Source organism: Psychrobacter sp. CX5 (genome assembly GCF_057621535.2).
Genome location: NZ_CM177735.1, coordinates 529,321 through 552,782 on the forward strand (window position 1 = coordinate 529,321; position 23,462 = coordinate 552,782).

At 40.4% G+C, this 23,462-nt stretch carries 19 protein-coding genes; 3 read left to right on the plus strand and 16 right to left on the minus strand.

Annotation, left to right across the window (positions count from 1 at the left end; translation table 11 throughout):
• Window positions 1–527 precede the first annotated feature (527 nt).
• Window positions 528–4,610 (minus strand): phosphoribosylformylglycinamidine synthase, encoded by a 4,083-nt coding sequence (purL, locus tag AC21OG_RS01945; protein WP_487377410.1) that lies wholly within the window; start codon window positions 4,608–4,610, stop codon window positions 528–530.
• Window positions 4,611–4,989: 379 nt separating this feature from the next.
• On the opposite strand from purL, the gene AC21OG_RS01950 reads away from it, so the two are divergent.
• Window positions 4,990–5,484, plus strand: a complete 495-nt coding sequence (locus tag AC21OG_RS01950; protein ID WP_487377409.1) for a pyridoxamine 5'-phosphate oxidase family protein — start codon at window positions 4,990–4,992, stop codon at window positions 5,482–5,484.
• A gap of 381 nt (window positions 5,485–5,865) precedes the next feature.
• Here AC21OG_RS01950 and pgsA read toward each other — a convergent pair whose 3' ends face one another.
• From pgsA to rlmE, 10 genes are all read right to left on the minus strand, one after another.
• The gene (gene pgsA / locus AC21OG_RS01955; RefSeq protein ID WP_487377408.1) at window positions 5,866–6,543 is read right to left on the minus strand and encodes a CDP-diacylglycerol--glycerol-3-phosphate 3-phosphatidyltransferase; all 678 of its coding nucleotides are present in this window, start codon (window positions 6,541–6,543) and stop codon (window positions 5,866–5,868) included.
• 223 nt (window positions 6,544–6,766) lie between these two features.
• Entirely contained in the window at window positions 6,767–7,672 is a 906-nt protein-coding gene (locus AC21OG_RS01960) for a class I SAM-dependent methyltransferase (protein WP_487377407.1), read from the minus strand.
• Window positions 7,673–7,691: 19 nt separating this feature from the next.
• The gene (locus tag AC21OG_RS01965; protein ID WP_486545845.1) at window positions 7,692–8,543 is read right to left on the minus strand and encodes an undecaprenyl-diphosphate phosphatase; all 852 of its coding nucleotides are present in this window, start codon (window positions 8,541–8,543) and stop codon (window positions 7,692–7,694) included.
• A 76-nt stretch (window positions 8,544–8,619) separates the two neighbouring features.
• On the minus strand, window positions 8,620–9,330 hold the full coding sequence (tsaB, locus tag AC21OG_RS01970; protein ID WP_487377406.1) for a tRNA (adenosine(37)-N6)-threonylcarbamoyltransferase complex dimerization subunit type 1 TsaB: 711 nt from the start codon (window positions 9,328–9,330) through the stop codon (window positions 8,620–8,622).
• Between the two features lie 185 nt (window positions 9,331–9,515).
• Window positions 9,516–10,217 carry a YidB family protein gene (locus AC21OG_RS01975; protein ID WP_486545848.1) on the minus strand — a complete coding sequence of 234 codons (702 nt, stop codon included), beginning with the start codon at window positions 10,215–10,217 and terminating at the stop codon, window positions 9,516–9,518.
• Window positions 10,218–10,388: 171 nt separating this feature from the next.
• On the minus strand, window positions 10,389–10,823 hold the full coding sequence (locus tag AC21OG_RS01980; RefSeq protein WP_487377405.1) for a hypothetical protein: 435 nt from the start codon (window positions 10,821–10,823) through the stop codon (window positions 10,389–10,391).
• 61 nt (window positions 10,824–10,884) lie between these two features.
• Window positions 10,885–11,157 carry an FAD assembly factor SdhE gene (locus tag AC21OG_RS01985; protein WP_486545851.1) on the minus strand — a complete coding sequence of 91 codons (273 nt, stop codon included), beginning with the start codon at window positions 11,155–11,157 and terminating at the stop codon, window positions 10,885–10,887.
• Between the two features lie 83 nt (window positions 11,158–11,240).
• A complete protein-coding gene (folP, locus tag AC21OG_RS01990; RefSeq protein ID WP_487377404.1) occupies window positions 11,241–12,137 on the minus strand; it encodes a dihydropteroate synthase in 897 nt (298 codons plus the stop codon).
• A 162-nt stretch (window positions 12,138–12,299) separates the two neighbouring features.
• Entirely contained in the window at window positions 12,300–14,186 is a 1,887-nt protein-coding gene (ftsH, locus tag AC21OG_RS01995) for an ATP-dependent zinc metalloprotease FtsH (protein ID WP_486546320.1), read from the minus strand.
• Between the two features lie 445 nt (window positions 14,187–14,631).
• Window positions 14,632–15,264 (minus strand): 23S rRNA (uridine(2552)-2'-O)-methyltransferase RlmE, encoded by a 633-nt coding sequence (gene rlmE / locus AC21OG_RS02000; RefSeq protein ID WP_487377403.1) that lies wholly within the window; start codon window positions 15,262–15,264, stop codon window positions 14,632–14,634.
• Between the two features lie 461 nt (window positions 15,265–15,725).
• Between rlmE and AC21OG_RS02005 the strand changes: the two genes are divergently transcribed.
• A complete protein-coding gene (locus tag AC21OG_RS02005; RefSeq protein ID WP_487377402.1) occupies window positions 15,726–16,061 on the plus strand; it encodes a YhbY family RNA-binding protein in 336 nt (111 codons plus the stop codon).
• Window positions 16,062–16,289: 228 nt separating this feature from the next.
• Here the strand turns inward: AC21OG_RS02005 and AC21OG_RS02010 are convergent, their stop codons facing one another.
• The gene (locus AC21OG_RS02010) at window positions 16,290–17,054 is read right to left on the minus strand and encodes a CHAP domain-containing protein (RefSeq protein WP_487377401.1); all 765 of its coding nucleotides are present in this window, start codon (window positions 17,052–17,054) and stop codon (window positions 16,290–16,292) included.
• Between the two features lie 190 nt (window positions 17,055–17,244).
• Between AC21OG_RS02010 and AC21OG_RS02015 the strand changes: the two genes are divergently transcribed.
• Window positions 17,245–17,784: a hypothetical protein gene (locus AC21OG_RS02015; protein ID WP_487377400.1), complete on the plus strand. Its 540-nt coding sequence runs from the start codon at window positions 17,245–17,247 to the stop codon at window positions 17,782–17,784.
• 294 nt (window positions 17,785–18,078) lie between these two features.
• Here AC21OG_RS02015 and lpxC read toward each other — a convergent pair whose 3' ends face one another.
• The 4 genes from lpxC to AC21OG_RS02035 all read right to left on the minus strand — a co-directional run bounded on the left by lpxC (window position 18,079) and on the right by AC21OG_RS02035 (window position 23,286).
• The gene (lpxC, locus tag AC21OG_RS02020) at window positions 18,079–18,975 is read right to left on the minus strand and encodes a UDP-3-O-acyl-N-acetylglucosamine deacetylase (protein ID WP_486546321.1); all 897 of its coding nucleotides are present in this window, start codon (window positions 18,973–18,975) and stop codon (window positions 18,079–18,081) included.
• A 337-nt stretch (window positions 18,976–19,312) separates the two neighbouring features.
• Window positions 19,313–20,500, minus strand: coding sequence for a cell division protein FtsZ (gene ftsZ, locus AC21OG_RS02025; protein ID WP_486545861.1), 1,188 nt, complete (start codon window positions 20,498–20,500; stop codon window positions 19,313–19,315).
• Window positions 20,501–20,582: 82 nt separating this feature from the next.
• A complete protein-coding gene (gene ftsA / locus AC21OG_RS02030) occupies window positions 20,583–21,875 on the minus strand; it encodes a cell division protein FtsA (RefSeq protein ID WP_486545862.1) in 1,293 nt (430 codons plus the stop codon).
• A 502-nt stretch (window positions 21,876–22,377) separates the two neighbouring features.
• Window positions 22,378–23,286: a cell division protein FtsQ/DivIB gene (locus AC21OG_RS02035; RefSeq protein ID WP_487377399.1), complete on the minus strand. Its 909-nt coding sequence runs from the start codon at window positions 23,284–23,286 to the stop codon at window positions 22,378–22,380.
• Window positions 23,287–23,462: the final 176 nt, after the last annotated feature.

Below are 23,462 nucleotides of genomic sequence, written 5' to 3' on the forward strand. Positions count from 1 at the left end.
CGTAGGGTGGCGTTAGCGAAGCGTAACCCACCATATGTAGATCATAATTATTATTTTTACGGCAAGTAAAAGCTGGGTTACTTTTTTTCTCTACCCACGCTACTTCATAACACGACACCCTGTTTTCAAAAGAAGCAAAGATGAATGTTTAAGGCTTTGAGAGATTCCCAAACAAGGTTTTTTAGCCCCGATTGTAGCGGATATACTTGGTGTAGCACTGTGATGCGTGCGCTTGGTAAGTGGCGGTATCGTGGCAGCAGGAACGACACTTAGCATTAGCGCACGCCACAGTGCGAGCCAAGATAGCAGCGAAAGCGGGTAATAGCTCCGACATTATCTAATATACGCTATAAAAGACCATTCATTATGCAAACTAAAAGGTGAGCCAGATAACTGACTCACCTTTTTATTAACTTCTTTATTGACTTCTTTATTAACTTCAAATCTAGCGCTATTGATAGATAACTAGCGGGTTACGCTTGGCTAACCACACTTGACGCAAAACCCCAAATCAACTTTAAACACTCCTAGCGCAGCCATGCTCGTGCGTTACGGAACATACGCATCCACGCTCCATCATCCGCCCATTCATCAGGCTTCCAACTGTGGTTAATCGCGCGTAGATTACGCTCAGGATGCGGCATCATCAAAGTCACACGACCATCAGTGCTACAGATACCAGTTACGCCGCCAATCGAACCGTTCGGGTTCAATGGATACGTCTCAGTTGGGTTGCCACGACTGTCCACATACCGCATGGCGATTTGTCCATGGTGAGCCATCCCATCAATATCAGTTTGGGTAAGGGTGGCAAAACCTTCACCGTGGGCGACCGCAATCGGTAAGATGCTGTCCTGCATACCTTTGAAGAACAATGATTTATTCCGCTCAATTTTGACATTGACGGTACGGGCTTCAAATCGCGCTGATTTATTGTATGTAAAGCGTGGGAAGTTCTCTGCGCCTGGGATTAAGTCTTTTAGCTGCGCCATCATTTGACACCCGTTACACACCCCTAAGCTAAAGGTATCCGGACGGGTAAAGAAGCGCACAAACTGCATGCGTAACTCGTCATGGAATAAGATGGAGTTTGCCCAGCCGGAGCCTGCTCCCAAGACATCACCATAACTAAAGCCACCACAGGCAACCAAGCCATTAAAGTCACGTAAGTCAATGCGACCTGACAGCAAGTCGCTCATGTGGACATCGACAGCATCGAAACCTGCGCGCACAAATCCTGCTGCCATCTCTAACTGCCCGTTGACGCCTTGCTCACGTAGAATGGCGACTTTTGGTTTTGTAGGACGGCTGCCCAGATACGGCTCTTCTACTTTTTGATTAAGGTCATACTGTGCTTGTGCAATCAAACCGTGATGCTTGGTGTCGGCAATTAAGTCAAACTCTTGCTGAACACACTCTGGATTGTCACGACGTTTGGCAATGTGATAGCTCACTTGCGACCAGGTTTGCTGTAGGTCACTACGGTTAAAGACTAAAGCATCCTCACCTTGATGAAGCGGGGTAATAATGGTGAGCTGGTCTTGATTGCTACCGCCTAATGGGGTTTCAAACGTTTGGCCGATGAGACTCATCATATCACTAACGCCATGCTCATCAGCCAGCGCCATCACCGCTTCAAGATGCTCAGGTAACACTTGAATCACAGCGCCTAGCTCCTCGCTAAATAACTGACCTAGCAGATTGTCATTGGTAAGGTTTAGATTGATCGCTAAGCGATTGGTAAACTGCATTTCAGCCACCGTCGCGAGCAAGCCCCCATCCCCGATATCATGATATGCACTGATAACGCCATTTTCATTACCAGCTTGGATGAAGTTAAAGAAGTTAATGAGATCTTGTGGATCAGCGAGATCGGGACACTCATTACCCAGTTGACTTTGGGTTTGTGCCAAGATAGACCCGCCTAAGCGCAGTTTGCCCTTTGATAAGTTTAAGCGGTAAAGCGCGGCATCTGTATTTTTAAGCTCAGGTGTCAGGGTTTTATTCACATCTTGCACAGGGGCAAAGGCAGTAATTACCAGACTCATGGGGCTAACGACCGATTTATCCTGTCCATCCTCCGTCCAGTTAGCACGCATAGACAGTGAATCTTTACCCACTGGAATGGCGATACCTAATGCAGGGCACAGCTCTTCGCCGATCGCATAGACAGCATCGTATAAGGCAGCATCCTCGGTGTCTTCACCACAGGCGGCCATCCAGTTTGCGGATAAGGTAATGTCAGAAATTTTGTTAATACGCGCCCCTGCGATATTAGTAATGGCTTCGCTCACCGCTAGCCGTGCTGACGCAGCTGGATTAATTAACGCAACAGGTGGACGCTCCCCGACACTCATCGCCTCACCGGTGTTTGACAACAAGCCTGAGCTGGTCACGGCACAGTCAGCCACCGGTACTTGGTAACGACCCACATACTGATCTTGGGTGACCATACCTGTAATAGATCGGTCACCGATACTGATTAAGAATGATTTGCTCGCCACAGTCGGATGACGTAATACATCGTGTACCGCTTGCTTTAGATCAAAGCCTGCATCTTGCTTAGTTCCTTCATCCTGATTGCTTACTTGATTGCTTAAAGGCATATCTGCTAAATCTAATGGCGCAAGCTCTCTGCTTTCACGCTCAAATGAACGCTTCATCTGTGGTGTACCGCCAAGCAACACTTGCATTGGCATATCAACTGGCTGCTCCTCTAGCAACTCATCGTCTACCTGTAAGTGACGTACTTTAGTCGCCGTACCCAAGATAGCATAGGGACAACGCTCACGTTTACAGATTGCATCAAATAAGGCTTTACTCTCTGGACGTATCGCCAATACATAACGCTCTTGAGCTTCATTTGACCATATTGCCATCGGTGACATGCCCGCCTCTAAAGACGGAATATGACGCAGATTTAATATCGCGCCCATTTCATGGTCATTGACCAGCTCAGGCATGGCGTTAGATAACCCGCCTGCCCCAACGTCGTGAATTGAGACAATCGGATTGCCATCTTTAATGGCCTGACTGGCATCTGCATCATTACCAGCCAAAGCCCAACAGCGGTCAATCACTTCTTGGCAACGACGCTCCATCTCCGCATTATCACGCTGTACTGAAGCAAAGTCTAAGCCTTCATCAAGCTCACCACTGTCTACGGATGACGCCGCACCACCCCCAAGACCGATTTGCATTGCAGGACCACCCAGTACGATCAGTAAATCGCCCTCGATAATGCTGTTTTTCTCGACTAAGTTGCGTTTGATATTACCGTAACCACCAGCGATCATGATTGGCTTATGGTAGCCACGCATTTGACTACCATCTTGCTCTTTACTGGTATCTAACTGGAACGATCGGAAATAACCACATAGATTCGGACGCCCAAACTCATTCGAGAAATTTGCTGAACCTAACGGTGCTTCAGTCATAATTTCTAAGCTTGACGCCATGCGATCAGGCTTACCATAGTCTTTACTACTGACTTTACCTGACTGCTCCCATTTTTCTGGCAAATCTGGCAAATGTAAATGCGAGACGTTAAATCCCGTTAAGCCAGCTTTTGGCTTACCACCACGCCCCGTTGCGCCTTCATCACGGATCTCCCCACCGGCACCCGTTGATGCACCGGCATAAGGGGCAATAGCGGTTGGGTGGTTATGGGTTTCAACTTTCATCAAGATATCAATAGATTCATCATGAAAGTCATATCGGTGCATCTCGCTTGATAAAATGTCTTCATCCAGTGCGCCACCAAGCTGAACCGTCGGTAGTGGATAAAAGCGCTCTGCTTTAAAGCCTTCCATAACCGCAGCATTGTCTTTGTAGGCGGATAAGATACCTTGCGGATTATTCTCGTGGGTGTTACGAATCATTTTGAACAATGATTTTGGCTTCACCTCATTGTCCACTGTCCACTCAGAATTGAATATTTTATGACGGCAATGCTCTGAGTTGGCCTGAGCAAACATCATCAGTTCAACATCGGTTGGATTGCGCTTAAGCGCCTCGCCATATGCGTTCATTAAATAATCTATGTCTTCTGTCGACAGCGCAAACCCGAATTTTTGATTGGCATGCTCTAAGGCGCTGCGACCTTCATTCATGATATCTACATGGTTTAGAGGCGCTGGGCTATGATCATCGAATAACGCCTCAAGTTTGCGCATGTCATACACTAAGCTTTGGGTCATACGATCATGCAAGATCTGCTCAGCATCATGCGGTAGTTTAGAGGGCAGATTGTCACCCATTAAGGTAAAGACAACGACTCGCTCAACTCGTTCTACATCAAGCTCACAGTTATTAAAGATATCAGTGGCTTTACTAGACCATGGTGAGATAGTGCCAAACCGTGGGCTGACAATCACTTGTATTTGGTCAGATTGCACCTCAATAGGCACCACTTCTTCGCCTTGATTTAATAGGTCCAGCGCCTTTTTACGCTCAGCCTCATTAAGCTCTCGTGATAGGACGTATACTTGCTGAGTCTCTATTTTTCTCACTGCGCCTGTCTTACTCAGCGACGTTTGGCTATTTAACTGCTCAATCAGTTGATTGGTTTTAAACTCGGTTAAAAAACGGTGTCCAGCGAGGGTCATCATAAGGCAATTTCCGAAGTATCAAAGTTTGAAGTAGAAACAATTAGTAGAAACAATATATTAAAAAAGAGTATTAAAGGTTAATCAGGCTAGTGTTTGAAATAGACTAGCATCGTCTTAATTAGGCGTTATTATAGCAAGAAGTCTGCTCAAACGTTGCCTACTTAACTCAATTCATCCAAAGATTATTTACTCAAAGCTTGTGAAAATTACAAAGACTCACAAGCCATTACCTACTTTATCTACTTTCTATAATTGAGGTTATTTAAGATTTCATTTAGCTAATTAGAAATTTTTCTCATTTTTAATAAATTATTATTTTATTAACTGTTAAAAATAAATTATTAAAAATATTTTTTTAAACTAACCTTAGGAAATTATAATGAGTAAACAAGCCCAAATCGACAAAATCGCTGACGCTATTAATCAAGTGACTTATGCTATGGTAACCAGTGTTACCAATGAAGGTCATTTACACTCTTGCCCAATGACCACGGCTGAATTTGGCCTAGGGGCACGTGAAATTTGGTTCGTTGGTAGTAAAGGTTCAGATCTTGTTGAAGATATTAAAAGTAATCCTCAGATCAACTTAGCTTACTCAAGCCCTGACGAAAAAAAGTATGTCTCAATCAATGGTAAAGCTGAATTGGTAGAGGATAAAGACAAGCTCGATGAATTGTGGTCACCCGTTATGGCCTCATTTTATGAGCATGGCAAAGAAGATGACGATATCCAGCTGATTAAAGTCGTACCAAATGGTGCAGAATATTGGTTTAGTGGAAATGGCATCATCAATATATTTAAAATGGCTGCAGCAGCCGTTCAAGATGGAAAAACAGCAGAAGACATGGGTGAAAACTTCTCTATTGAGTTTTAATCAGTCGCCGTTTTAATTATAGTCGGCGAACTTATAAAGAGTCACCGCGTTAACCTCGTTAAGCCTACTCCAGAAGTACTTGAACTCGGTTGCCTTGTGACTACTTTAAAGTTCTTTGACTATAGTTGACGTTTATGCTCTATTCTTAGCACTACTATTCAGATACTCTTCAAATCTAAAACGCCTCAATGATAAATTGAGGCGTTTTTTAATTAGAACGTTTTTCAAAACATATCTTTCGCGACAAACAAGACAAACAATAGGTTTAGTAAGCTTAACCGAGTCTAAACCTATGCCTAAACCTTGCCTATAATGGTTAGGTAATTTTATACAGAAGCTATAACCTCTTAAAATAATTCAAGTTTAGCTCTATTTAAAATCCTATCCCTGTTTTAAATAAGGCCAGGCTGCTTTCATATATATCATCATAGACCATAGCGTTAATATGACCGCTGCCATCATTAATATATAACCTAGTATCTCAAGAGACTCAATATTTAATAACAGTACAGTAATAGCAACCATCTGAAACGTCGTCTTAAGTTTACCTACATAAGACACCGCCACACTGGTACGTGCGCCTAATTCTGCCATCCATTCACGTAGAGCCGACACCGCAATTTCCCTTGAAATAATAACGATTGCTGCAATAGACATAATGATATTTGGATGCCACTGAACCAGTACGATTAAGGCCGCAGCTACCATCAGCTTATCTGCCACTGGATCCAAAAATCGACCAAAGGCAGAGACTATATTCATTTTACGCGCCAAATAACCGTCCAACCAGTCAGTTAGTGCCGCCAATACAAACAATAATGTCAATAATAAGTGGCGCAGCATACTGTCACTAAAGGCTTCCATGTTCATACCGATATTTGCAATTGCATTATCAGATATCATCGGCACGCCAATACCTAACGCTGGCGGCCAATATGCAATAGCCACAAATAACGGTATCATCATAATACGAGCGATGGTTAAATTATTTGGCAAATTAAAGATGCTTTGCACGGCTGTTGGGTGTGCATGGTTTGACTGGGGTGAGGATTGAGTCATAATTAATGTTGTACATCATTTATTTTAAGTTAGCTTAGCATTTAAACCTAAATTTAGTAAGTCTTTAAATTTAGAAAGTTTTTAAATAAATCAAGTAGGTTCTTGACGAAATTAAGTAATGCCTTAACGTTCAACTATAATGCAGTAACTTAAATTATATTAATAAAAAGGGTGAATAACGAGAGCTGATTATTGACTATTAGATACAAACTATAGATAACAGCTAACCTAAATACCCATCAAAACGAACCACATCGTTTTGCCAACTAGCATCTGCCAATTTATTGGCAAATACGGGGGCAGTGACTGGTCTTTTAACAATAACCCTGCCGCCCGGTTTTATACAACTTAATGCAAGTTCTAATAACTGTTGTTCTTCTATCAGCTTTGGCGGTAGAGCGATATGATGCAACGCTTGCATATGTTTGCCTACTTTAGCGCCTTTATGCGTGCTGCTATGCTCATAACTATTTTCAGGAAACATTGGATCAAGATAAATCACATCAAACAAGATAGCATCTTGTTTATTGACTTCAAGACTCGTTGTCGTGGATTTTGATTGTATCTGCTTTGATAGCTCTGTCATGTATCCTAGTGCTTCTTCACAGCGTATTTGCAATCTGGCCATTAGTTTTTGCCAGTTTTTTTGCTTAGCCATTTGTTGCTGCTCATAGCTTAACAACAGCGCCATACATGGATTTCGCTCTAATAAGAGACACTGCGCCCCTGTACTGGCTAAAATTAGACTATCATGTCCAAAGCCGGCTGTGGCATCAAGCACTCGGCTATCGTCTGTTATTTTGCACGCTTGTAATAGCAATTCAGACTTTCGTCCTGCACTCACCACTCGGCGTTGCAAATGTTTCCACTCGGGCGACACACTTATTTGATTAATGAGCAAAGACAGTTGCTGCTTATCATCAATAAGAAGTAGGGGCTGATCAAAAGTTGCGCTTAATTGCTTGCGTATTTTTTGAGTAAGCTTCTGCTCAATTTCAGTGAAATCTAATTCAATGGGTAAATCAAATGCTTTAATCAGGCTATCAATCTCATTGAGGGTATCACCTGCCACGGTTGTAGGATAAATCAGCGGCACTTTTAAGACTGTTTTATCCCTCTTTATAACCATTGGATTTAAAAACCTATATTTAACCCTGAATCGTGTAATTAAACATCCATGAGACGACTAATACTAATATACCTGTGATAATGCGTAGCCATGCAAAGAGTGTAAAATCGCGGCGGCTGACCCAATCTACCAACCAACGAATACACAATAATGCCATAATAAAGGATACCGCAACGCCCACACCCAAGACGACCCAGTCTTCATTACTGGACAAAACGTCTTTGTGCTTGAGCATATCAAGCAAGCCTGCACCGATAATAACAGGAATACCTAAGAAGAATGAAAACTCAGCGGCTGCTTTGCGCGATACCCCAAGCCACAGGGCGCCAATGATAGTTGACCCTGAGCGTGATGTCCCCGGAATAAGTGCCAAACATTGAAACAGCCCAATAAGTAAGGCTGTCTTTAAACTAACATCTTCTGCCTCTTCCGCTTTAACGGGGATTGGTTTGCGCTCTACGTAGAATATAAGCAGACCCCCGATGATTAGCATTGTCGCAACGGTGTAAGGGTTAAATAAATACTGCTTAATTTGATCCGCCATCGTAAAGCCGACGATCATGACTGGGATAGTCGCAACAATAAGACTGAGACCCAATTGACGAGGGTTCTTTAATGCATTTGGTCCCTCAGACTTGCCCGTTATCAGACCCATTAAGGCTTGCCATAATCGCCCCCAATACTCATAAATCACCGCTAATATGGCGCCTAATTGAATAACGACGATAAATAAATCCGCTTTATCTTTCGTCCAAAAGCTCATAATGTCAGCTGATAGTATCAAATAGCCAGTACTGGATATGGGTAAAAACTCAGTAATACCCTCGACAATACCCATGATGATGGCTTTCAGAATTAATAATAGATCCAAAATAAGTGCTCACTGTAAATAATAGGTCATTGAACTTAAAAACAATTTTGTCGGCGTTTAAAACTGCCAACCACCTTTACGATACCTTATTGGCTTGAGCGTCACCTTGCTGTTTAAGGGTTTTCCAAGCATCATTACGTAAGTACACCGGTAGCGCTTCACTAGCAGGGACACCCCCCGCTTGTATATACTGGACAATACCTAATTTAGCAATACTCACTGCATCTGGATGAATATCAGTGAATAACGTTTGTTCAGGCTGAGTCGTTAAAAGCGCTGCACCATTGCCAGCGATTGACAATTGCTTCGGTGTCGACTGTTCATAATCCAATAGATACTCTTCCGTGCCTTTTACTTGAGTCATTACTTTAGCCATAGCCTGGGATGCTTCCTGACTGAGTTGATACTCACCGAAATAGACCTGTTTCATCCTAGCATCTAACGCAGTATAAACGTGCTCAATACCGTGCTTGTCATAAGCAGATTGTGCAATAGCCGCTAAACTTGAGACGCCAACACAGGGCAAGTTGTGAGCCACTGACAGTGCTTGAATAACAGCTGTATTGATCCTAATACCACTAAAAGGCCCTGGACCACGGTTAAAAATAAGCGCCGTTAAGTCATTTAGTTTAACGCCAGCTTGTTGCAAAGCCATGTCAATCATGGGAAGTATTTGCTGAGTTTGCTCGCGCTTCCCAGTTTGAGTATGGCAACTTAATACCTGAAAATCCTCACGGACGATGGCCACAGAACACTGGTCAAAAACGGTATCAACTGCCAAAAACATAACTACCTCATCATAAACTGGGTAAAAAAACGGATGTAAAATCTAGGGTCATTAAGATCTGTATAAGCAGGCCCTAATAACGAAAAACCAGATCACTTATAAATAAGTCATCTGGCCTAGGTTTATCTCATAAAATAGCCACTTTAATAAAAACGCATTGCTAAATTATTTAAGATAAATAAATACTATTTAGGCAAAGTAGACGAAATCTGACTTAAAATGTCATTAATTTCGCTATTGGCTTCTTCTTCTTTGTCTAGGCCACCATTTGGGGTCAGTTGATTAACAACTTCTGGCAATAGCTCTGCTAGACCTTGACGTACTTCCGTTTCATCTGCACCCACTTGCTGTGAGACCTGATGAATTTCTTGGTCATCGAACAGTTTATTGATTTGATTTGGATCTAGGTTTTCATTTTGCTGCTGTGCGCTCATCCACGACTTAGCTTGGTTACCAAAACCCATTTCCTGAACTTTTGATAATGCACCAGATAAGCCGCCATTACGTTGGATCCAGTTAAGTACGATAGGCATAAGTGCGGCAATAAGCATAGCTTTGCCACCGCCGCCTCTACGTGCACCAGCACCGCCGCCTAAAACACTACCTAATATACTGCCAAGGCCACCTGCTCCATTGCTGCCCATTCGGCTACCCATCTGACCGCCTAAAGCACCGCCAATAATATCATCCAAGCCAAAGCCATTTCCTTGGCGACTGTTTGCTTGAGGATTGTTTTGATGACCTCCACCCAGTACGCTGCCTAAAATATCACCGAGGCCACCCGTTGCACGTGGCTGAATACGCTGATTAATCGGGTTACGCTTACCGTCTTCAGGATCCATTGCTTGACGCGCCACTTGTGCCACTAAATTTCCTAATAAACTCATAAAAACTCCTTGGTATTATTTTAAAAGGTATTATTTTAAAAACTGTATCGTCTTTTAAGACTCCATCATCCCTTAGTTTGACAACTTGACTAGCTATTGTCTATAGCTAAATTTTGACAGTAAAATGTCTGTTTATGTGTATTGTGTAACTTGAATTAAAAAGACATTGTTTTACCACCAGTTAGCTAACACTTTAAGCCGTCTCCACACTGAAGCCTGTACTTGATCTTGCCATATCACAACCATTTTTTTGCGTGTCATAGGGTGTGTGGTGAGGAAAGTAAACTGTATACAGGTTGATAGGCTTTGCACTTTTACCAATTGCGCCTCCCAAAGTACTGGTCGTTGTCCCCGCCGATCTTGATATAGGAGTTGCCAACTGGCCTTAGAATCATCAATATCGCAAGCGGTGATGTGTATGGGCTGATCTCTGATTATATGACAAATACCATATAGTATGAGACTAATTATGATTATAGCAATACGCCAACTCCAAGTTAGATTGACATTTAACAAAACCAATCCAGTACATAATAAAAATACTGCGGCATACAATCTTTGTAAGACACTAGAGTGAGCGATGTTGCATTCAAGTTGACGACTCAACGTCTTACGCCTTTTTTAACCACATCTAAGGGAATGACAATAGCATTTAAGCTTATAAAGACTAAGATAAATCACCATGCTGTAATTTTTTTAGCTTTAAAACCAGATCAGCCACCTTAGCATTATCAGGCGTATCTTGGTTCATAAAGAAGTTTAACAAATCAGGGTCTTCATAGGTTAGTAGCGCTGCAAATGTCGCTTGCTCATCGGCACTAGCTGACAAATAATGCTGCTTAACATAGGGATCGATATAAAAATCAAGCTCTTTTAACCCTCTACGCGCCTGATAAATAATCCTTCTTTGCTCATTGGTAGGTTCTGGTTGTGTACTCACACAGCTACTCCTAAAGTTAATGGTTAATCAAACATTTAATACTGCGCAGACGTGATAAAAGTAATGCCTTTTAAAGCTTAATTCTAACTATTGAGTTGTTGCCACAATGCCAAGCCTTGTATAGTAAGACCTACATTATGGGTTCTGATAATACTAGCACCCTGCTGTACCGCTAACAAAGCTGCTGCCATACCAACACCATCTCTATCAGTCGCTTTATTATTTTCAAATATAGACAACTTAGTATGAATCAGTACCTCTCTAAGAAATCGCTTACGTGATATGCCAAACAATATAGGCAACTCTAATTCATGAAAACGACTTAGATTATTTAATAAAGTATTATGGTGCTGATAGTCTTTCGCAAACCCAAATCCAGGGTCAATAATTATATTTTGACGCGTTATACCCCCTTGTATGGCACACTCAATACGCTGTGCTAATTCTGACAGCACCTCATTGACCACATCTTCATATTGAGCGTTGTCATCCATGGTCGCAGGCTCACCGCGCATGTGCATTAGTACCACAGGAATATCGAGCTTGGCTGCCATTTGTGGCGCACCGTCACGAACCAGTGCTCGTACATCATTCCAGATATCGGCCCCTGCTTTTACAGCTTGTTCAATGACCATCGGTGAGCTGGTATCTATAGATAACCAAGTCTCATCACCAAACTGATCTCTGATCGCCTCGACCATAGGTACAACGCGATCTACCTCTTCTTGTTCTGACACAGGACTCGCATTCGGACGAGTGGACTCTCCACCAATATCGATAATAGTAGCGCCTTCTTTTAGCATTTGTTCGCAGTGCTGTAAAGCAGTATCAATCGTATTAAATTGACCACCATCTGAGAAGGAATCAGGGGTAACATTCAATATACCCATAACTTGCGGTGTTGATAGATCAAGTTGTTTTTTAAATCCATTTGACGTATTAACATTGATAGTAACGCTTGGAAGAGTATGTAGTTGCATAGCCAATATCTTTTAAGTAAATTTTTCAGAATTAAGGGCCGTTAAGACTTTATAGATTTAATTTATTCATTTATTTTAACAGATATGTCATAAAAAAAAGCCCTTTGCAATCGAAAGGGCTTAATATAACAGTTGGACTGACGACTATGAAACTATTAATTGCTACATAGCGGGTAGTGGTGGCGGGGTTGAACCAGAAGACTCCACCTCTTCTTTTTTAGGGGTGACATCTTTTTCCTGATACACTCGAGGCTCACGAGGTTCATTACCCGCTAAGATATCTTGCAATTGGTCTCTATCAATGGTTTCCCAGTTCATTAAAGCTTCAACCATCGCATGCATTTTATCTTTATTACCCTCAATGATTTCACGGGCAATATCATACTGCTCTTCAAGGATACGGCGAATCTCTTCATCTACTTTTTGTTGCGTAGCTTCCGAGATAGTGCGTGTCATACCACCAAAGTAACCTTGTGAGCTGTCATCATCTTCATAAACCATAACGCCAAGCGCATCAGACATACCATATTTGGTTACCATAGCACGTGCCATTTTAGTGGCACGCTCGAAGTCGTTTGAAGCGCCCGTTGTCTTCTGATTCACAAAGACTTCTTCAGCGATACGGCCTCCGAATAAAATCGCAATGTCATTTAACATTTTTGACTTATCCATACTCGTCTTATCAAACTCGGGCAGCTGCCAAGTAACGCCTAATGCCCAACCACGTGGCATAATCGTCACTTTATGTACAGGGTCAGTACCAGGAAGCATCTCTGCGACTAGTGCATGCCCTGCTTCATGGTAAGCAGTTGCACGGCGTTCTTCCTCACGTAATACCATAGATTTACGCTCAGGACCCATGTACAGCTTATCTTTAGCATCTTCAAAGTCGTGCATATCAACACTGGCTTTATTACGACGTGCCGCAAACAGCGCTGCCTCATTAATTAGGTTCGCAAGTTGCGCACCACTAAAACCTGGTGTGCCACGAGCCAATGCATTGACATCGACTCCGATGGTAGTCGGGAGCTTACGTAAATGTACTTTAAGGATCTCTTCACGACCTTTAATGTCTGGTAGACCAACATGAACTTGGCGGTCAAAACGACCTGGTCGCAGTAGCGCCTTATCTAGTACATCAGCACGGTTAGTCGCTGCAATAACAATCACACCGTCATTACCCTCAAAACCATCCATTTCTACTAACAGTTGGTTTAGGGTTTGTTCGCGCTCATCATTTCCGCCGCCCATACCGGTACCACGGCTACGACCTACCGCATCAATTTCATCAATAAAGATGATGCAAGGGGCGTTTTTCTTAGCCTGTTCAAACATATCACGCACACGTGATGCACCGACACCCACAAACATCTCAACAAAGTCTGAACCTGAAATTGAGAAAAAAGGTACCTTTGCTTCACCAGCAATAGCCTTAGCAAGTAACGTTTTACCAGTACCAGGAGGACCTACCATCAAAATACCGCGTGGAATAGTCGCACCAAGCTTTGTAAATTTATCGGGATCTTTAAGAAAATCGACCACTTCAACAACTTCTTCTTTGGCTTCTTCTGCGCCCGCCACATCATTAAAGTTTACTTTAATTTGATCTTCACCAAGCATTTTGGCTTTTGATTTACCAAAGCTCATAGGGCCACCGGCTTTACCTCCCGCACCCCCTTGCATATTGCGCATAAAGAACAAAAAGATACCAATGATGAGTAATACAGGGAAACTTGCAATCAACAGTTGCATCATTACGCTTTGACGTTCAGGCGTTGCTGCTTGTACTTCTACATTATGCTCACGTAATGTTGGCATTAGGTCATCATCGGCCACCGCTGGTAGAACGGTCTCAAATTCAGAGCCGCTCACCTTCTCGCCGGTAATTTGCTCACCGTCAATTTTAATACTTTTTATCTTATCTTCAGTGACTTGAGTAACAAACTCAGAGTAATTGAGCGTATCAGGCTCATTACCGCTATCAAAGTTGCTAAACACCAGTACTAATACACCGATGACAACTAGCCATAATAAGGTATTTTTTACCATGTCGCTCACAAGCTATACCATCCCTTACTTGTTGATGTGTTCAAAATTCTGCTTAATTTAATATTATAACACGAGGCAGAAAACGATTACGGCCCGTCACCCTGTTTCTACACCACATTTGTTTTATGTCACTTATATCTATCAAATATTTAAAAAGAATTAATAATTGATATATAAGGAGATAGAACATCAATTAAGGTGAGTAATCAAAAACTTTTGACGAGTCGTTACTTATACTTACCTTTATTAGGTCAACCTTCTAATTTATCAAGCGTAAATTAGATAAATATAGTCTGTTCAACTTAGGTTGTATCTGTTAAGAAGAAGCGTTTAGATAGCAGATATGCGACACAATTTAAATAACGGTTAATCTATAGCTACTTTTCGCCTATCCTTTACTTGTCTATTCGCCTATCTATTCACGTCACACTTTACCTATAAATCGCTACTTTGTTGCTACCCAAAATACTTCCTTAGATCTTGCTCTGGAAGCATCAGGCTTAATGGTACGAACTTTTGAGAATTGAGATTGTATTTGTTTGCGTAGCTCTTGGGTGCCCTCACCTTGGAATACTTTCATAACCAGTGTGCCACCCTTAGGTAACACCTTTAAGGCGAAGTCCACGGCTAACTCACATAAGTAAATCATACGTGGCTGATCTACTGCTGCATGACCTGACGTATTAGGTGCCATATCAGATAACACCACGTCTACCTGACGATCGCCTACTTCATTCATTAACTGCTCAAAAACAGACTCTTCTCTAAAGTCACCTTGAATGAAAGTCACATTCTCCAACGTATCCATAGGCAAGATATCCGATGCAATTAGAATGCCATTATCACCGACAAGTCTTCCTGCCACTTGCGACCAACTTCCTGGGGCACTACCTAAATCAACGACCGTCATACCTTTGTGAATCAAATTCATTTTCTCATTGATTTCAAGCAACTTGTAAGCAGCACGGGCACGGTAGCCCTCTTTTTGAGCCAACTGTACATAGTGATCATCCAAGTGTTCTTTCATCCAAGCTTTACTGCTTTTTGACAAGGTCTTATTGGTAATACGTGTTGCCAAAATACCCTCACTATTTATCCGTTAAACTATAATCTATTTTTTATATCTCAATTCTAGCACTAATTAATGAACAACCCCTTATATAACTATAAAAGTCTTCTATTAAAAGTATTAATCATTAATCTAGTCATGCAATACCAGCAAAATTTCTCTATAATGACCTTCTCAAGTCCATTAGAAAATAAAAGGGCATAGACTTACTTTTAGAAGTCAAAGCGGAGCTGTTAAGTATTATTATTATTTAATAATTATTAACAAAGTATCAGGGTTAATTCAGGTTTAATAAAGAATATACTAAATAGCATTTATTTTATAATGGCAGATGACAGTAATTGAGTAAATATAGAGTAAATAAAGTAACTGAGTCTATTAAAACAGTTACTAATTATACTGTTTTTACACTCGAACAACCCATTTCCAAGGCTGGCATAGTTAGGCCTAATAATTAATACTGAGACATTATGAATACAACAAATAACTACCAACCAAAACTTGATAGCACAGAGTTACGTCGCTTAAAGGGTATTGGCCATGATTTAAAACCTGTGGTGATTATTGGCAATAAAGGATTAAGCGAGTCCGTTGTTGAGGAGTTGGATCGGGCATTAAATGATCATGAGCTTATTAAAATTAAGACCCCACCGGGTAGTAAAGAAGAGCGTGACGCTTTTAGTGATGAGCTTGCTCATAAAACAGGCGCCTACCTCGTTCATAGCATCGGACGTATGGCTCTTTTATTTCGTCGTAATCCGAATGCCAATCCTAAGCTATCAAATTTAAGCCGCTATAGCGACTAAACCGTCACTATTCTCGATCATACCTTGGCGCTATTTTTAATCTCTCCCTGACATTGAAACTGCTAAATAATTGCTTAATATTGTTTGCATCAATATAAAAGAGGCTGCTAAATGACAATTTAGCAGCCTCTTTTTATATTTGTCTCTTTTTAAACGTTAAGCTCGTGTTGTCATCTTTGTCATTGTCGCCTGAGATGATAATCACTATTAACTTAATAGCGAACAAAATTATTCCATAGCAAGGTAGATGCCTTCGTTTGACGCATCATTTAGGTAACGTGCATCACGCCAAGTGGTGTACGAATAGCTATCGCTGTAAGGACTTTTTCTAGCTTGACGAAAATCCGATACCCAGTTACTACCATCAAAAATCTGAATATGGCCGTGTGGATGTTTAGCAGATCGGTTATATACGACAATATCACCAACTTGTGGGGACGTGTTATTGCTAATTTTGACAAAGCCTGCTTGAGATAAGGTACCACGAGTCGCATACTGGTAAGCAGAAGGGTTGGGGGTAAAGCTATAACCTGCTGATTGAAGCGCTTGACGTACGTAACGTGCACATAATCCAATGGTTCTAGAATGAGCCGCTCTTGAAGCACGTGCTGCTGCTAATGCAGGAGGTGCAGTACTATCTAAACGAGCGCTTGAATAGCTTGAACTATTGGCCGTCGTAGCGAAAGAAGTGGCTGTATATTGGCTTTCTAATTTCTCAGCAAGGGCGCTAAGCTCATCGCTTTTTCGCTGGGCTTGGCTGGTTAGCAGTTCAATATCTTGCACACGTACTGATGTATTAGATGAGACATTAGAATAGTTGTTAACAACGTTTAATCTTTGAGAAGATGGATTAGCTGTTAGTGGCGTAATAGAAGTATTACTAACTGAAGCTAATGAAGCGCTTGCAGATGGCTCAAAGGTCTGATGAACCGATGCATTTACTTGTGTGGCACTTAGCCCCATTAACGACAAAATAATAAGTGACTTTTTCATAACGCTCCCAAAATTAATCTTTGTAATAAACTATTCAACTTACCTGTTCAATAGTTACCTTAACTTTCATTTAATACCACATTAAAATAGATATTGAAGGTAAATGACCTTATAAAACGGTTTATACTTAAACGACTTTATATATATATTTAAAGGTGATCTACCAAAATCTTTTATCCTGAGGCCTGCAATGCAACAACCTTTAAAACCTAATCACTTAGCAAAACTCATCGATCATCAAAAGTCTGCCGCATCTGCTTTGCCTAAGTCTCTAAAAGAGAAATGGACAGAGTTAAATAGGTTAACGCTAGAGATCAAAACCTTATTAGATAATGGGCTACCCCAAGAAGTGTTACAGTCTCTTTGGGTGGTTAAGTACGACAATGGTCATCTCGTCCTATCTGTGCAGTCTCCAACCGCAGCAAATCATCTTAAATACCAATCAAACAACCTAACTCATATACTAAAAGAACAATCTCTTACATTCGGCCAACTAAAAAATATAGATGTAATAGTCAGTTACCCTGCATCTATAGAAGATTTAAATGACGGTCAAGATTATTTAAAACCGAAATCAAAAAATTCAAAATTAACCAATAGTTTTGATGAAACCCATAATAAATATGGGCTCACCGAACCAACGAAGAGAACTATAGCACACACAATAGAGCATGTCATTAATGATGATCGGCTGAAAAACTCACTAAAAAAGCTTTTAAAACCTAACTAGAACCTAACTATAATGTTTTTTTATGTAATCAAACGTCGTTTTATTAATTTAATAAGTTAATTTTTTTAATAAACTCAATGGTAGCCATTCAGTATTTCCAATTAATTGACGTCAAAATTTTAATTTACTTTTCGCTGAAAGTTAGAAACTCGTTGGGATTATCCAACCTCAAAAACGATAGACATAAAAAAAAGCGAAACCGAAGTCTCGCTTTGAATAATATTGCCATAATGTTTCTTTAGCCAAGTGATTTACGCTTATATTTACTTTCATTTTTTGCTTTTTCAACTTGAATTATGACAACTTATAGTTTATAGGCTCAAAATTTATGTCATAATTAGTTACAATTTCAAAGTTTTTTGGATCATTATAGAGGGCTCTTATTAATTTATTATTTAAAGCATGTCCAGATTTATAAGCACTAAATTTTGCAATTAAACTATATTTAGCCAAATAAAGATCTCCAATTGCATCCAAAATCTTATGACGGACAAACTCATCCTTATAACGAAGCCCTTCTTGATTTAAAATACCTTGTTCGTCTAATACAATTGCATTGTCCAAACTACCACCCAAAGCCAAGTTATGTGCCTTTAAATATTCAATATCCTTAATAAACCCAAAGGTTCTCGCCTTTCCGACCTGCTGAATGTAATTTTGGGTTGAAAATTCAAAGCTGTAGTATTGAGTATCCCTAGGAATACCTGGATGATCAAAATCAATCTGAAACTCTATTAAAAATCCTTCATAAGGCTCAAGCTGAGCCCACTTGTCCCCATCGCTAACACGTACAGGTTTTACTATCTTTAAGAACTGCTTAGGTTGACGCTGCGCTTCAATTCCTGTTTTTAATATAAGGTCTACATATTGCGAAGCACTGCCATCCATAATAGGAATTTCTGAATCAGAGACTTTAATCAGTAGATTATCAATGCCTAACCCTGCTAAGGCGCTTAATAAATGCTCAACAGTTCCTATTTTCACCCCTTCTACTTCCAAGTTAGATGACATAACGGTATCAGATACTAAAAATGCATCTGCGGCTATTAAAGGCGCATCCTCTATATCCGTGCGTAAAAAATGAATACCTGAGTTTACTGGAAGAGGTTCTAACGTTAAGGTGACGTCCTGCCCGCTATGAAGACCGATGCCAACAGCTGTAATAGGCTCTTTAATAGTCCGTTGTTTCATAAGCTCATACTCTCGATTGATTAATGGCGTGATTTTTTGACCTGACATTTAAGGTGTGTTTTAAATCTATTGTTTTAAAACGTTGATTTGATGAATCATTAGTAAAAAAATCACAATGCCGTTTATGGAACAATGCCGTTTATGGATTAGCAGAATTTTAACATAATAAATTCTAATTATAATTTATCCATTGATTGAGTAAACTTAATCATGCCATCTTATTTGATTGCATCAAAGCAGGTTGATACAAAACCGACAACAAAAAAAGCCAAGCGTAAGCTTGGCTAAATTGAGAGGTATTACTCAAGGTAACAACTCTAGATAGTAATGGACTAACTTATCGGTTCTGCTGACGCTTTAAGTAATCTTTAATACTGTTAGTCTTATCCGGAGCAGGCTTAGAGGTCGTCGTATTCGAGGCATGAGGATTAACAGGCTGGATTTGAGTTTGTGCTTTTTGATGGGTATTTAAAGCACTGGTGTGTGTTGCAGGATCCACTGTTTCAGTACTGCTGGCAGATAAAACGACCTTTTGATCATCATTACGTTCATCTAAAGTTAATCCAGTGGCGATAACCGTAACATGCAAATCTTCACCTAATTTTTCATCAATCACAGTGCCAATAAAGATGTTGGCTTCTTCGATATCAGTAATGTCATTGACCACTTCAGTAATCTGGTTTAGCTCATCTAACGTGACCGACTCAGACGACACAACGTTGACGATCAGCCCTTTGGCATTTTCTAATAACAAATTATCCAATAAGGGAGAGCGGATTGCTTTTTCGGTGGCCTGACGAGCGCGATCATCACCGCTTGCACGACCTATACCCATCATTGCGTGCCCTTTAGCGGTCATCGCAGTACGGATATCATTAAAGTCAATATTTATCACACCTTCGCTAGAAATAGTCTGTGCAATACCTTGAACGGCATGCATCAATACATCATCTGCTTTTTTGAATGCTTCTTGCATTGAAATAGTGCCATAGACCTTGAGCAGCTTATCATTTGGTATGGTGATGATAGAGTCAACAAAGTTAGATAGCTGATCAATACCGGCTTTGGCAGCTTTGATTCTTTTTCCACCTTCAAACTTAAAAGGCGTTGTTACGACACCGACTGTCAATATTTGCATTTCTTTAGCAATGCGAGCAACAACAGGCGCCGCTCCTGTACCTGTACCACCCCCCATACCAGCAGTAATAAATACCATATCAGAATCTTCAAGCAACTTACGAATGGCTTCTTCGTCTTGCTCCGCAGCTTCACGACCCACTTCTGGATTAGCGCCTGCGCCCAAACCACGATTAGTATTCGCGCCTAACTGGAGCTTGTGCTCAGCAGTCAGTCGATCCAAAGCTTGTTTATCAGTATTGGCACAGACAAAGGTTACTCCTTTAACCCCTTGTTTTACCATATGCTCAACAGCGTTACCGCCCCCACCCCCAATACCAAATACAGTAAAGTGGGCTTGGCCGTTGTTTAAATCGTGGCTGTTTGTAGCCATTGTATATTTAGACATTATCACTCCTTGGTGTCATCTAATCAGTTGTCTTAGCCTCGAGAGGTCACTAATTAATGACTGTCAAATTTAAAAAATTAAGTTATAAGATGTTTTTAAAAAAATCAATTAAGTTATGTCTGAACATATTAAATTTAGTCTTTTTATTGATAGCTAGAGCTTCTGGCGAGCTTTTTTCACTGTGCTTAAACTGCTCGCTTTGGCTATACAATAAAGCACCGAATGCAGTTTGCAACGCGCGTTGATTGACCCGGGTACTAAGCTCTTTAAATTTATCATCGCTATCAAAACGATTGTAAGCCGTTATCGCTTCGTGCGGCGTTGTGCTATGGACTGGCATTTGCAAAAGGCGTTTTGAGAAACGTACCATACCGCGTATCTGACTACCTCCGCCAGTTAATACTACCCCACCTTGTAAATAGTCCATTAAGCCGACATCAGAAAGTTCTTGGAATATAATACGGTAAAGCTCGATATATCTAGCTTCAATAATTTGAGCTAATTGTAATATATTTATAGTGACTTCATCTGCCATACCCACCCTTGAGAATATCTCAAAGCGGCTTGGGTCTATATCTTTTGTTTCAACGGTGCCACTCTGAATTTTGAGCTTTTCAGCCTCCATCATGGTGATACCGAGTTCGGCTGAGATGTCCATCGTGACTTGATTACCACCTTCAGCGATACAATGCGTAAAAATTAATTTATCCTCACGATAAACACAAACGCTTGTGGTACTTGCACCGATGTCAATGAGGCAAACCCCTTGCTGACGCTCTTCCGGAATAAGGCAATACTCTGCACTTGAAACGGCATCAAACAATACGTGGTCAATACTAACGTCACACGCTTGAATAAGTTTTTGAATGTTTTGTCTACTGGCAACTGGCATCATCATTAAATGATACATGACGGTTGCTTTATTTGCATGAAGACCAATAGCATCATCAACCATTTGTTGTTGATCGTCTAAAAAGATGCCTTGCTGACAATAATGCATTAAATAATGGGTATTCGGCAAAACACTGGCTTTTGCAATACTCAAAGCCTTAACGATGTGCTGAGTTTCAACGACCTCGCTATCTAAATTAACTTCACCAAACCCATTATGACTTTGTAATTCAGGTGTCGATAAACTTAACCAAACACTATGGATACGACAATTGGCCATTTCCTCTGCTTGGATTAAGGCTTGACGGATAGATCCTTTTAATCGATCAAAATGTTTAATTTGACCTTGTTGAAAATCTTCCGTTTTAACCTCACCCACGCCTTTAATACGAATATCATTTGCAGCGACAACATCGCCAACAACGACATAGACAGCAGTAGCACTAAGATGGATGACAGCTAAAAGATTTTCGGATTTACTCATAAGGGTACGAACATATATATGTACTGTAACGGATTAATAGTATAAAAATATACTTAATATCCTTAATAAAACAGTTAGGTTAGTATAGGTGTTGCTTTTAATAGTTTTAAATAATCAATGATGAAGACAAAGCTTTTGTCTAATCTGGTTTAAAGTATTTACTATTCACAGTACAGCCTTTTAGAATTAAATCCTTAACTAATAGCGTTTATATAAAGATTATAGTAGATATAGTCATCAATAATAATTTTAGTCAATGACAACGACTGCTATATGAGCCGAAACTGCTATATGAGTCAAAACTAATAAAGCACAAACCAATTAAAAAGGATGGTAATTTAACATACTATACATAATATCTTAAAGATATCATACCTTATTACCACGACAAATCGGCATACCCATCATGATTCGTTCACTATACCATTAACTATCGTATTGATTATTTTGTGGTTAATAGCATTTAGGCTAAATAATATTTTCTAAAAAATGCTATTAAAAGTTATCGGTGTTGATCTACATCAACTAATGTCTCGTCATTATTGTTAACATCAGACTCATTAGTGCTGTTTTCAGTTAATGTAGTGTCCGCTTCAGTGGCCAAGCTTTCATTTAACGGCTGCCTATCATTAGGTGCTTGATGACTATCAGACGTTTGAAACCCCTCTGACTCTTGATAATCGCTTTTCCAACCAATCACAAAACCATTTTTATATCTCAAATCTACAGATTCTATATCGTCGCGTTTGTCTGCCAATTGATTTTGCAGTATTTGGCTCAGGTTCATCAATTTTTGTGAGGTATGCTCATTATCGACAATAATACGTAAACCATTATCAAAAAGGATTGCCCAAGTCATTCTCGGCGTTAAGACCATGTCGTCAACTTTCATACCGAGGTTTGAGAACCACTTATTGATTTGCTGCATCTGATTCATAATCAAAGAGGATTGTTCCGCATCCCCTTGCAACATAATCAGGTCATCGTCTGACAGCTCAGATTCATTAACTGGCTTAAAGACCTTACCTTCAACATCGATTAAATATTCACTCCCGAAACGTGCTACCGGCTCACGAGGCAAAGCGGTAATAACAACGCCTTCACCCCATTTGCGCTCAATATCAACTTGACTGATCCAGTCTTGTTTCAATATTTTGTCTTTCAACCAAGGTAACTTAGCGGTAAAGAAACTCCCCACTTCTTCATTTTTCATGACATCATTTAATCTTTGATACTCAGCAGCATCAAGATTTTTGGGGCTAATCACTACTTTGGCGGGCTGAGAATGGTAAACTCTGTATGATACTAATATAAATATAGCAACAAACAGCATTACTGCGATAGCCATCCACACTTTTGTAGATAAAAATTTGCTAAGATTCGGCGACGTTTTATTCACAGAGGCTGCCATCTTTTCCATTTCGTTTAATAGCTTATAATTGTAACGCATTTGCCAGTATAGCGATAGCGCCTATGTTTGTTGAGCATGTATCTTTTTATGACAGTACTCACAATTAATATATGAAACCGCAGCTTTGAATAAAATACACACACCAGATAGTTAATAAATCTTATCGTTAACCAAAC

Excerpts from the sequence above, each read along its gene's own strand:
- folP (WP_487377404.1), bottom strand. The coding sequence starts at position 12,137 with ATGCAACTACATACTCTTCCAAGCGTTACTATCAATGTTAATACGTCA.
- lpxC (WP_486546321.1), bottom strand. The coding sequence starts at position 18,975 with ATGAAACAACGGACTATTAAAGAGCCTATTACAGCTGTTGGCATCGGT.
- AC21OG_RS01950 (WP_487377409.1), top strand. The coding sequence starts at position 4,990 with ATGAGTAAACAAGCCCAAATCGACAAAATCGCTGACGCTATTAATCAA.
- ftsH (WP_486546320.1), bottom strand. The coding sequence starts at position 14,186 with ATGGTAAAAAATACCTTATTATGGCTAGTTGTCATCGGTGTATTAGTA.
- AC21OG_RS02035 (WP_487377399.1), bottom strand. The coding sequence starts at position 23,286 with ATGGCAGCCTCTGTGAATAAAACGTCGCCGAATCTTAGCAAATTTTTA.
- purL (WP_487377410.1), bottom strand. The coding sequence starts at position 4,610 with ATGATGACCCTCGCTGGACACCGTTTTTTAACCGAGTTTAAAACCAAT.
- ftsZ (WP_486545861.1), bottom strand. The coding sequence starts at position 20,500 with ATGTCTAAATATACAATGGCTACAAACAGCCACGATTTAAACAACGGC.
- ftsA (WP_486545862.1), bottom strand. The coding sequence starts at position 21,875 with ATGAGTAAATCCGAAAATCTTTTAGCTGTCATCCATCTTAGTGCTACT.
- tsaB (WP_487377406.1), bottom strand. The coding sequence starts at position 9,330 with ATGTTTTTGGCAGTTGATACCGTTTTTGACCAGTGTTCTGTGGCCATC.
- AC21OG_RS02005 (WP_487377402.1), top strand. The coding sequence starts at position 15,726 with ATGAATACAACAAATAACTACCAACCAAAACTTGATAGCACAGAGTTA.
- AC21OG_RS01960 (WP_487377407.1), bottom strand. The coding sequence starts at position 7,672 with ATGGTTATAAAGAGGGATAAAACAGTCTTAAAAGTGCCGCTGATTTAT.
- pgsA (WP_487377408.1), bottom strand. The coding sequence starts at position 6,543 with ATGACTCAATCCTCACCCCAGTCAAACCATGCACACCCAACAGCCGTG.
- AC21OG_RS01975 (WP_486545848.1), bottom strand. The coding sequence starts at position 10,217 with ATGAGTTTATTAGGAAATTTAGTGGCACAAGTGGCGCGTCAAGCAATG.
- AC21OG_RS02015 (WP_487377400.1), top strand. The coding sequence starts at position 17,245 with ATGCAACAACCTTTAAAACCTAATCACTTAGCAAAACTCATCGATCAT.
- AC21OG_RS02010 (WP_487377401.1), bottom strand. The coding sequence starts at position 17,054 with ATGAAAAAGTCACTTATTATTTTGTCGTTAATGGGGCTAAGTGCCACA.